We start from the raw sequence: 10,150 nt of genomic DNA, 5'->3' as shown, positions 1-10,150 counted from the left end.
GATCCTCGGCGGTCGGGGGGATCGGAGGCGTGCCGCCGCGCGGGCTGGCCGGTGCGTCTGCGGGCACGGCGGCGGCGGGCAGGCCACCCCCGGCGCGCGGTTCTGATTCGCTCATCGTCCGTCAAGTCTGACGTAGGTGGCGAGATTGCGCGCGCAACCCCGCCGCGAGCCCGCCAGAAGCCCGCCTGGCCGGCCCCGCGAGCGGCCTGGACGTGGAGGTGGGCCTGGACGCGGAGGTGGGCCTGGACGCGGAGGTGGGCCTAGACGTGGAGGTGGGAGTTGAAGACGAAGGTGCGCTTGCCGACCTGGACGCGGGTGCCGGGGAGCAGCGGTGCCGGCTGGTGCGGGCTCAGCGGGGTCCACACGGTCGCCTCGGGCGGCGCGATGTAGGTGCCGTTCGCGGAGCCCTGATCGGTGATCACCGCGTCCCACCCGGACAGGGTGATCACCGCGTGCTTGCGGGAGATCGCGCTCTCCCCGTCCTCGACGGGCAGCGCCCTCGCCTTGCCGGCCCGCACCGCGTCGTCCCGGTCAGGCTGGCGGCCGATCACCAGGTCGATGTCGACGTTCACGGTCTGCCCGTCGTCGAACACCAGCACGCCGATCGGCGGGCGCGGTCCCCACACCGTGCGGTTGGACTGCTGGGCCAGCGACAGCCCGCACTCGGCGCAGTACGGCGCCAACGGGTGGTTGAAATGGCCGTTCGCGCACAGCACCCCTTCGACCTGCAGCTCCGAGTTGCTCGGCAGCATCGTCGGCGCCTCGTCGTCCTCGATGAGGTCCGAGACGGTGAAGGTCTGGCCGGGCAGCTGGGTGAGGGCGTCGTGCTCCTCGTCGGTGAGGTCGTCGCCGAGGCCGTCGGTCAGCGGTTCGACGGGGCCGCCGAACTGCGGATCCGGCGCCCCGCCGTGGCCCCCGTAGCCGTTCTGACCGGCCTCGGCGGCGCGTCCGAGGGCCTCCCGGCCGGCGAGCTCCGTCGGCGGGTCCACGTCGAGCTCGTCCAGCTCGTCGAGGTCGGCGGCCTGGGTCGGCTCGGCCGCGGCCCGGCGGCGGTGCGCCTCCTCCTCCTCGCTGAGCAGCGGTGCCAGCGCCGGCGGCGACGCCTTCGAGTCGGGGATGCGCGCCCCGACGGACGGGATCGGCGCGGCACCGGTCCTCGGCTCCCGCTCCGGATCGCCGCCGAACCCGGCGAGCAGCCGCTCGGCGGACGCCTTCGGGGCCGGCAGCGCCGGGCCGTCGCTGAGCACCAGGCTGACGCCGATCCCGGGGACGGCACCGATCCGCAGATCCAGCGGGAACCCGAGGTCGCCAAGGCCGCCGGGGAAGCCGTCGGCGGTCACCAGCCCGGTCGGGCCGACGTCGACACGGCTGATCTCGGTCGGCAGGAGCCGGTCGACCCAGGTGGCGGAGTCCACACCGGAGAGGGTCACCCCGGACGGGCCGCTGGCCACGACGTCCATCGCCCCGTGGACCAGCGCGGCCACCCGGTCGTTGACGGTCGTGAGCAGGCTGAAGTCGGGCACCCGGTCCGGGTCGGCGTCGGCGAGCACGCCGGCGACGCGGCGCACGAGCCGCCGGCCCATGTTCGCCGCGCTCGTCCCCACCTCGGCCGCCACCTCGGCGCACAGCTCCAGGAGCCGACCGGTGATCTCGGCCGTCTCGGGCCGGCCGACGTGAGCGACGATCAACGCCCCGGGCAGCCGCACGACCACCCCTGCGCGGTCCGCGCTCCCGGCCTCCACGACCACCCGGAAATGGTCCAGACCCGCCATGCCTCGCCCCTCGTCCCCGCATTCCTCGCCGCGCCGGTCCTCGCCGCCGGTAGCCGCGTGGCACATCCTCGCCGGGCGTCCGTGGACGTGGCCTGTCGGAGTGCCGATGGTGCCCTGTCGTGCTTCCGACCGGGCCGGAGCCGGGCGGTCACGGTCCTATCCTGCCGTGCCCACCGCCCGGCGCGTATCGGCTTGGCGTCATCTGGGCGGTCCGGGGTCGAAATCAGGGGCGTCCTGGCCCCGAGGCCTCAGGCGAGGGCGCGGTCGAGGTTGATGGCCGCGCTGATCAGCGCGAGATGGGTGAACGCCTGCGGGAAGTTGCCCAGTGCCTCGCCGGACGGGCCGATCTCCTCGGCGTACAGGCCGACGTGATTGGCGTAGGTGAGCATCTTCTCGAAGACCATCCTGGCCTCGGTGACCCGGCCGGCGCGGGTCAGCGCCTCCACATACCAGAACGAGCACAGGTTGAACGTGCCCTCGTCACCGGTCAGCCCGTCGCTGCCGTCGGCGGCGTAGCGGCGCACCAGGCTGTCGCTGACCAGGTCCTCGCCGAACCGGTCCAGCGTGGACAGGAACCGCGGGTCGGTGGGGCCGGAGAACTTCACCAGCGGCATGCACAGCAGCGAGGCGTCGAGGCGGGGCGAGCCCGGAAACTCCATGTAGGCGCCTCGGGTGGGGTTCCACGCCTCGTTCTGCACGAATCTGTACGCCTGGCCGGCGAGGTCCTTCCACTCGTTCGTCGGGCCGGGCAGGCCGCGCTGGCGGGAGATGCGGCAGGCCCGCTCGAAGGCCACCCAGGTCATCAGCGCCGAGTAGGTGAAGCGCTGGCGTCCGCCACGGGTCTCCCAGATGCCCTCGTCGGGGGAGTCCCAGTGCTTGGCCAGCCAGTCGAGCTGGCGGCCGAGGGCCTCCCAGAGGCCGAAGGAGATCGGCGCCCGCTTGTTGTAGAGGTAGACCGAGTCCATCAGTTCGCCGTAGATGTCGAGCTGGAGCTGCTCGGCGGCGGCGTTGCCGACCCGCACCGGCTTCGAGTCGCGGTAGCCCGAGAGATGGTCCAGGACGATCTCGTCGAGGTTCGCGTTGCCGTCGACGCTGTACAGGACGTACAGGCCGGAGTCCTTCGGCGCCTCGTGGCAGCGCTGCTCCAGCCAGTCCATGAACGCGGCCGACTCGTCGGTGAAGCCCAGCGCCATCAGCGCGTAGGTGGTGAACGCGGCGTCGCGGATCCAGGTGTAGCGGTAGTCCCAGTTGCGCACGCCGCCGAGTTCCTCCGGCAGCGACGTCGTCGGCGCCGCCACCAGCGCACCGGTGGGCCGGTAGACGAGCAGCTTGAGCACCAGCGCGCTGCGCAGCACCATCTCGCGCCAGCGGCCGTGGTAGCGGCCACGGCGGATCCAGGACTGCCAGTACTTCAGCGTCCGGTTGAACAGCGCGTCGGCCTCGCCGGTGACCAGCGGGCGGATCGTCGAGTTCCACTCGAGCGCGATGTCCGCGGTCTCGCCCATGGCCAGGTCGAACTCGGCGTACACCGCCGTACCGTCGACGCGCAGCGGCAGAGCGGTGCGCAGCACGAGGGTGCCCTTCACCGACTCGAAGACCGCCCCGGAGCCCGGGATCAGGGTCACCGTGTGGGCGGCCCGGCCGTAGTCGAAGCGGGGGTCGCAGCGCAGGCGGAACGATGCCGTGCCGCGCACCGCCCGTGCCTGGCGGACGACGACGTGCGGCGTCTCGGTGACGTCGCTGTCCATCGGCACCATGAAGTCGACGACCTCGCCGACCGCGCGGGGCGCGAGGAAACGGGTCATCAGGACGTTGGAGTCGGGCAGGTACAGCTGTTTGGCCCGCGATTCCGGGCAGTGGATCTGGAAGGAACCGCCGCGGTCGGCGTCGAGCAGGCTCGCGAAGACCGACGGCGCATCGAAGCGTTGCGGGCAGTACCAGTCGATCGTGCCATCCGTGGCGACCAGCGCCACGGTCCGCAGGTCGCCGATGACCGCGTGCTCCTCGATGGGCGGATAGTCGGTATGGGGCATTCGTAGGCTCCGCGAGGCGTGATTGGCCGAGTCTCCGGCCGGGGTTCCGCAGGTGAGGGCCGGGGAGGGCGTCGCCGCGCCGCGAAGACCCGCCGGGGTCGCCCGCGTCCTCCCGGCCGCCGCCGGTCGCCACCGGGGGCGGTGGCAACCACGCGACCGTAACCCGCCGCGGGGATCCACGACCATGCCTCGCGAGAACAGCGCGAATCGGGTCCGACCGCCGTGTGAAAACGTGATGACGATGGTGGGTCGGCCCGGGATCCGTTCGGCATCCGCCGTGGTCAGTGGGCCAGTCCGACCGGCCGCGACGGGCTGGGCACCGGGGTGCGCCCGGGGTTGCGCCCGGCGTCGGGCGCGTTACCGATCCCACCACGGTGGGGTCTGGGCGTAGATGGCCTGGGGGCGTCCACCTACGATCACGCTATGGCCGCGCACTCACAGACCGCCGAGGACGGCCATGCCGCACTGGTGATGTTCGCGCGGGGAGACCGGGTCTTCCCGATCGACGACCTCGGCGGCGGGATCTGGTCCCGGCGTGGCACTGTGCTGGCGGTGCACGCCACCGGCGGGCGCGCGCCGGGCGCGCAGACCGGTCCGGTGCGGGTCGACTCGCCCCGCGTGGAGATGCCGGTCGGCGCGCGGGCGACTGTCCTCTGGGACGACGGCACCGCCGAGGTGCTGGCCGAGGACCACCTCTGCCTGGTCTACGACCAGGAGGCGCCCGTCGGCGTGCGGGTCGTCACCCTGCCGATGGCCGAACCGGTTGACGTCGTGCAGCACGGCGGGCATGTCGTGCTCGTCCTGCGCGACGGGTTGGTGCCGCCCGCGGTACTCGACGCGCTGCGGGGGAAGCTGCGGCGGGTGCGGGCGGCGCTGGCGCCGGCGCGGGCCGATGAGGTGTCCGCGGCGGAGCTGCGCCGCCGCGACCTCGACCTGTTGCGCGCGCTGATCGCGCAGCTCACCGGCGGTCCGCCGGCCGAGCCGCGCTGACGGCGCGCCGGTCAGGAGGTGGAGTACGGCCCGGGACGCACACCGGGGCCGTAGGAGTTGCCGTTCATGCCGGCTCGCGGCTGCTCGGTCATCGCCTGGCTGACCTTGGAGGCGATGGCCTCCGTCAGCCGGATCGCCTGTGTCAGCGACAGGTTCAGCACGATCTCACTGTCGTCGGTCATCGCGAACCGCACCGACACATCCGCCATGGTGATTCCTCCCAGTTTCGCACCCGCCCGACACCCGGCTCCGGTGATTGGAGGTCGCAGGGAGGCCCGCGCGGACGTTGCCCGCCGCACGGCCTCGGGGCATGCTGACCGACTCACCATCCACGATCGTGGGTGCCGGCCCGACGCGGCCCCCCCTGTCCGCGACCGGGGTGATGCTGCTAGTGCGATGAACAGCCGACTCCAAGTAGTTGCGTGACCTCGGAGGGCCGCATTGCACGGTAGGGCTGGTGGTTCGGCGACCTTGTGTTGCCATCCCATTTCTTTTGGGCGCCAAGGGGTGGGTGGGAAGGTTGCTGTGATAGGGGTCACAGCGGGGGCTGGGCCGCCACCCAGCCGTCAGATCCAGCCTGGGAACCACATCCGCGCCCGCCACGACGAGTACGGGATCACCTGGGCCGCGAGGATCGGATAGAAGTACGCGAACAGCAGTACCACGATGATCGTGTAGACGCCGACCGAGAGCGCCCCGGCCAGCCGTCTGGTGTCGGAGGCGTCGCGCGGCCCGAGCGCCAGGCCGGCCAGCGCGGTGATCCCCAGGATCAGGAACGGCAGGCACGGCAGCGCGTAGAAGAAGAACATCGTGCGGTTCGGGAACAGCAGCCACGGCAGGAACGCCGAGCCGAAGCCCACCAGCACCAGCGCGGCCCGCCAGTCCCGCCGGGTCACCCACCAGACGACCATGGCGACCAGGCCGGCCGTGCCCACCCACCACACCGCCGGGTTGCCCAGCGCCAGTACCTCGCGGGAACAGCCCCCCGGGTCGTGACAGCCCTGCGTCCCGTACGCCGGCGACGAGTAGTAGTAGGCGACCGGCCGGGCCATCACCAGCCAGCTCATCGGATGCGACGCGAACGCGTGGCCCTGGTCGAGGCCCTCGTGGAACTTCAGCACCGCCAGCTGGTACTTCCACCAGCCGTGCCACGCGTCGACGAAACCGTTGCCGTAGAAGTGCCGGTCGTAACCACCGTCGGTCACGAACCAGCCGGTCCAGGTGGTGAGGAAGACCACGATCGGGACGACCACGAATCCGGCGAACCACAGCGGCAGGTCCCGGCGCAGCGCGCCGAGCACGGGCCGGCTCGCGCCGCCGGTCCGGCGGGCGCCGATGTCCCAGGCGATCGCGAGCGCCGAGAAGCCGATGATCGAGTAGACCGCGCTCCACTTCACGCCCATCGCCAGCCCCAGCGCCACCCCGCAGGCCAGCCGCCACGGCCGCACCCCCAGCCGCGGCCCGTACAGCTCGCGCAGCCGGTCCTGCCGGCTGACCGCGGTGGCGACCGCGGGCGGATCGGGGTCACCATCACCCGCCCCGTCCCCGCCGGAGCTGCTCAGGACGTCGGCGGACACCGCCGCGGCGCCGACGGGTGGCGGCGGCTCGGGTCGGCGGGCGCCCACGGGGGCCAACCGGTCGACGAGCCGGCCCCGACCGGAGTCCCGGTCCAGCAGCAGACAGGCCAGGGCGACGACGATGGCGGTCATCAGGAAGATGTCCAGGATCCCGATGCGGCTCTGCACGAACTCCAGGCCGTCCATGGCCAGCAGCAGCCCGGCGAAGCAGCCCAGCACGGTGGACCGGAACATCCGCCGCGCCGCGCGGGCCAGGACCAGCACGGCCAGCGTCCCGAACAGCGCCGAGGAGAACCGCCAGCCCAGCTCCGGATCGCCGTGCGGCACCCCGGCGCAGTTGGTGTAGCCGAACAGGCCCTCGGACGCCGCCATCAGCCACTTGCCGAACGGCGGATGGACGACGTAGGCGGGGCCCGAACAGGTCCCGTTCGAGGTGTTGATCTCGTAGCCGGCCTTGAGCAGGCCCCAGGCGTCCTTCGTGTAATAGACCTCGTCGAAGTAGACGCCGCGGGGCTGCGTGACGTGCCAGAAGCGCAGCACGCCCGCGAGTAACGCCACCGAGAGGGTCGCGAGCCACCCCGCAAGGGGCGAGCCCGGCATCGGTGGACAGAGCCGTTCCCGCAGGCTCGAGCCTGCCGCCCGCGGCGCTCCGTCGGCCTCCTGGTCCGCGGCTGGCGGCCGCTCGGCGCGTCCGCTCGCGTTGCGGGGCAGGTGGGCCGTCGTCGCCGTCACACGAATCAGCGTAGGTCCTCCGTCCGAAGTCCCGGCGTCGAGGGCCAGCCCTCCGGGCGGTCTCGGTGCTGGGGCGGCTGCGAGACTGGGTGGATGTCCGGGACCCTGGTGCTGTGCGGCGCGCCGATCGGTGACGTCCGGGACGCCAGCCCACGGCTGGGCGAGATCCTCGCGACGGCGGACGTGATCGCCGCCGAGGACACGCGGCGGGTGCTGCGCCTCGCGCACGCGCTGGGCATCACCATCACGGGCCGGGTCGTGTCCTGCTACGACCAGGTGGAGGGCGCCCGCGCCGCGATGCTCACCGGCCAGCTGCTGCAGGGGGCGACGGTCGCGCTCATCACCGACGCCGGGATGCCGGCGGTCTCCGACCCCGGTTTCCGGGTGGTGGCCGCGGCGGCCGCCGCCGGCATCACGGTGACCGTGGTGCCCGGTCCGTCCGCGGTGACGGCGGCCCTCGCGGTCAGCGGGCTGCCGTCCGACCGGTGGACGTTCGAGGGCTTCCTGCCGCGGCGCGGGGGCGAACGGCGGGGCCGGCTGCGGGAACTGCGCGACGAGACCCGCACGATGGTGTTCCTGGAGTCACCGCACCGCATCGAGGCCAGCCTGCGCGATCTCGCCGCCGTGTTCGGCGGCCCCCGGCCCGCCGTGCTGTGCCGCGAACTGACCAAGACGTTCGAGGAGATCGTCCGTGGCGACCTGGCCGCCCTCGTCGCCTGGGCGACCGACGGCCGGGTGATCCGGGGCGAGTTCACCCTCGTCGTCGGGGGTGGGGCGGGCCGTGGGCCCGTCACGGTCACCTTCGGGTCCGCCGCCGCGGCGTCTGCGGGCGGCGTCCCCGGGCCTGGCCCGGCGGCCCGCGGCGGCGTGGGCGTGGATCCCGCCGTGGAAGCTGCCCTCGCCGGCCTCGCTGGTCTCGGGGGCGCGGAGGTGCCCGGTGCGCAGGCTGCCGGCGGCGTGGACGGCGTGGACGGCGTGGACGGCGCGGACGGCGCGTCGACGGTCTCGGCCGAGGTGCTGGCCGCGGAGGTCGCGCGCCGCGCCGCCACCGGGATGTCCCGTAAGGACGCGCGGCGAGCCGTCGCCGCCGATCATGGCGTCTCCCGTAACGACGTCTACGCCGCGGAACTTGCCGCCCGCCCGGCCCGCCCGGCCCGCCCGGCCCGCACGCGGCCCTGAGTGCGCCGCGGTGCACTGCGCCGTGCTGCCCCTACCGCGCTGTGCTGTGGTCTGAAAGCGCTCCGTGGCCGCAAGTGCGCCGCGGCGCACTTCGCTGTGCTGCGCCTACCGTGGCGGCGCCGCGGGCGGGTCAGCAGCCGCGCTGCAGGATGAGCGCCTTGCCCAGCGCCGCCCATTCGTAGGCGATCATGTACGGCCAGGACAGCTTCGCCGGCGCGACGCCGATCATCCGGGCTTCGCCCGGGTAGCAGCGGCCCAGGCGCAGCCGGGCCCGCGTGGTCTGCGTCGTGGCGGTGATCACGATGACGGAGTGCCAGCCGCGCTGGGCCGCCGCGGCGGCGAGCCAGCGGGACTCACCCTGGGTGGTGAGCGGGTCGGGCGCGAAGCAGACCACCTCGACGCCGGTGATCTCCTGGGGGCACGGATCGTCCGCCGTCGGCGTCGAGATGGCGAGGAGCGGCGCGTAGCCCGCGCGGGCGAGGCCGACCGCCCGCTCGAGCCGGCCGGGGCTGCCGGCGAACATGACGATTGCGTCGACCCGCGCCGGCCGATCCTGGTCCGGGAAGATGAACAGCCGCGCCGTGGTGGCGGCGAACGCCAGCACCAGAACACCGATCAGCCCACGCCTGATCGCCCGTCGCCGCCCCGACGGCCTCGGCGCGGCCGGCCGGACTGTCGGGCCTGTCGTCGTCGGCGCTGCCGGGACGGTCGGATCACGGTCGGGCGGTGCGGCCGTCATGGGCCCTCCCTCCGCGGCCGTCGCGTGCATCGGACGGCCCGAGCCAACCACGGTCCGCCCGGTCCGGGCGGGTCCACCCGCCGTGGCCCGCCGCGCGGGCTCAGCCGGCCGGTGCGGTGGCCGGTCGGCTGGTGATCAGCCGCGGGTGGGTGAACGCCGCGCGGGCCGCCTCGCGCGGCCACACCGTCCGCGACGAGCCGTCCTGCCACTGCACGATCTGGATCTGATGGCCGACCTGCAGCCCGGTGGCCTCGTCGAGGCGGAACCGGCCGAGCAGGGTGGTGGTGTCGATGCCGCGGGCGGCGGCGAGCACCGAGGTGTCCTGCGCGCTGCCACAGAAGCGGATCGCCCGGCCGAGGATCAGTCCGGTGACGTACGCCCAGGCGGCCGTCTCGGTCGGCGCGACGCCGTGCAGGTTGGTGAAGTCGGCGGTGAACGTGCGGGCGGACGGGCCGGTCGCGGTCGCCCGGGTGTCCTCCGGGTTCCAGCTACCCGGCGCCAGCAGCCGCTCGCGCAGGTCACCGAGACTGGCGGTGGCCTCGGCGCTGACGGCGGTGGAGAACGCGGCGGCCCGCCATGGGCGGCGCAGCAGGATGTTCGCTGCGGCCAACTCGTCCGCCGGGGCGGCGTGCACGATGAGGATGTCGCCGGGGGGCAGCCGGCTCGCGGCGAGCGTCGCCTTCCCGGCGGGGAACACGTGCGAGGCGACCTCGAACGCCTGCGCCGCGGCGGCGGCCCGGGTCAGCGAGGTGATCTCGACGGCGGTGTCGCCCGACGCGAGCAGCACGACCCTGCGGGCGCGGCGGTCGGCCGCCCGTACGGTGGACAGCACCCCCCGCGGCCACGTCGACGTCGCCGCGGCGATGTTGATCACGTTCGGGAACGCCTGGCGGACGAAACGGGCGGACGGCGCCCCGGTGTTGAACACCACCCGGTCGGTCGCCGCGAAGGCGGCCACGGCGGCCCGGTGACCGTACGGCCCGAGCAGAGCATGCGGCTGCGCGGCGGCGGGGGGGGGGGGGGGCGGGGGCGGGGGGGGGGGGGGGGGGGGGGGGGGGGGGGGGGGTGGGTGGGGCGGGGGGGGGGGGGGGGTGGCGGGGGGGCGCCCCTGCTGCTTAGTCCCCGCCC

At 73.8% G+C, this 10,150-nt stretch carries 8 protein-coding genes; 2 read left to right on the top strand and 6 right to left on the bottom strand.

Annotation, left to right across the window (positions count from 1 at the left end; translation table 11 throughout):
* Nucleotides 1–260: 260 nt before the first annotated feature.
* Together MXD58_RS12025 and MXD58_RS12020 are read right to left on the bottom strand one after the other, a co-directional pair.
* Nucleotides 261–1,772, bottom strand: coding sequence for an FHA domain-containing protein (locus tag MXD58_RS12025; RefSeq protein ID WP_248836658.1), 1,512 nt, complete (start codon nucleotides 1,770–1,772; stop codon nucleotides 261–263).
* A 248-nt stretch (nucleotides 1,773–2,020) separates the two neighbouring features.
* Nucleotides 2,021–3,805 carry a glycoside hydrolase family 15 protein gene (locus MXD58_RS12020; RefSeq protein WP_248836491.1) on the bottom strand — a complete coding sequence of 595 codons (1,785 nt, stop codon included), beginning with the start codon at nucleotides 3,803–3,805 and terminating at the stop codon, nucleotides 2,021–2,023.
* Between the two features lie 423 nt (nucleotides 3,806–4,228).
* Between MXD58_RS12020 and MXD58_RS12015 the strand changes: the two genes are divergently transcribed.
* Nucleotides 4,229–4,795, top strand: a complete 567-nt coding sequence (locus MXD58_RS12015) for a hypothetical protein (protein WP_248836492.1) — start codon at nucleotides 4,229–4,231, stop codon at nucleotides 4,793–4,795.
* Nucleotides 4,796–4,806: 11 nt separating this feature from the next.
* Here the strand turns inward: MXD58_RS12015 and MXD58_RS12010 are convergent, their stop codons facing one another.
* Nucleotides 4,807–5,004, bottom strand: coding sequence for a hypothetical protein (locus tag MXD58_RS12010; protein WP_248816735.1), 198 nt, complete (start codon nucleotides 5,002–5,004; stop codon nucleotides 4,807–4,809).
* A gap of 357 nt (nucleotides 5,005–5,361) precedes the next feature.
* A complete protein-coding gene (locus MXD58_RS12005) occupies nucleotides 5,362–7,104 on the bottom strand; it encodes a dolichyl-phosphate-mannose--protein mannosyltransferase (protein WP_248836493.1) in 1,743 nt (580 codons plus the stop codon).
* Nucleotides 7,105–7,197: 93 nt separating this feature from the next.
* On the opposite strand from MXD58_RS12005, the gene rsmI reads away from it, so the two are divergent.
* Nucleotides 7,198–8,283 carry a 16S rRNA (cytidine(1402)-2'-O)-methyltransferase gene (gene rsmI / locus MXD58_RS12000; RefSeq protein ID WP_248836494.1) on the top strand — a complete coding sequence of 362 codons (1,086 nt, stop codon included), beginning with the start codon at nucleotides 7,198–7,200 and terminating at the stop codon, nucleotides 8,281–8,283.
* Between the two features lie 130 nt (nucleotides 8,284–8,413).
* On the opposite strand, the gene MXD58_RS11995 is transcribed toward rsmI, so the two are convergent.
* A complete protein-coding gene (locus MXD58_RS11995) occupies nucleotides 8,414–9,022 on the bottom strand; it encodes an ElyC/SanA/YdcF family protein (RefSeq protein WP_308301951.1) in 609 nt (202 codons plus the stop codon).
* Nucleotides 9,023–9,122: 100 nt separating this feature from the next.
* Nucleotides 9,123–10,150, bottom strand: a 1,028-nt coding sequence (locus tag MXD58_RS11990) for a type 1 periplasmic-binding domain-containing protein (protein WP_250609318.1), incomplete at its 5' end; no start/stop codon positions are given.

This window comes from Frankia sp. AgKG'84/4 (assembly GCF_023242965.2).
Taxonomy (GTDB): domain Bacteria; phylum Actinomycetota; class Actinomycetes; order Frankiales; family Frankiaceae; genus Frankia.
The sequence above is the reverse complement of the archived record's forward strand: the minus strand, read 5'-3'. Positions and strand labels throughout refer to the sequence as shown.